This is a genomic window from Octadecabacter dasysiphoniae (genome assembly GCF_021532615.1).
Lineage (GTDB): Bacteria > Pseudomonadota > Alphaproteobacteria > Rhodobacterales > Rhodobacteraceae > Octadecabacter > Octadecabacter dasysiphoniae.
Genome location: NZ_JAKGAQ010000035.1, coordinates 1 through 249, shown reverse-complemented (window position 1 = coordinate 249; position 249 = coordinate 1). Strand labels below are relative to the sequence as shown.

The window sequence follows — 249 nt, the reverse complement described above, 5'->3', positions numbered from 1 at the left end:
TCCGGCGCGAGCTTCGTGATCTTCGGCGGCGATTTCTCGGGCGCCGCGACGCAGATCGGCACCACGGGCGATGACACAATGACCGGCACGGCGGCGGATGACGTGATCTTCGCCGGCACCGGCGACGATACCATCGACGGTGGCGGCGGCACGGACCGGATCTCGGGCGGGCAGGGCGCCGACATCATGACGTTCCGCAACCTCGACGGGTCCACCACGGTAATTGATTTCGACGGCGCCGAGGGCGAC

Annotated in this window: 1 pseudogene; it reads left to right on the top strand. The window is 68.3% G+C overall.

Annotation, left to right across the window (positions count from 1 at the left end):
- Nucleotides 1-249, top strand: a pseudogene (locus L0664_RS18510) (hypothetical protein); the annotation flags it as partial.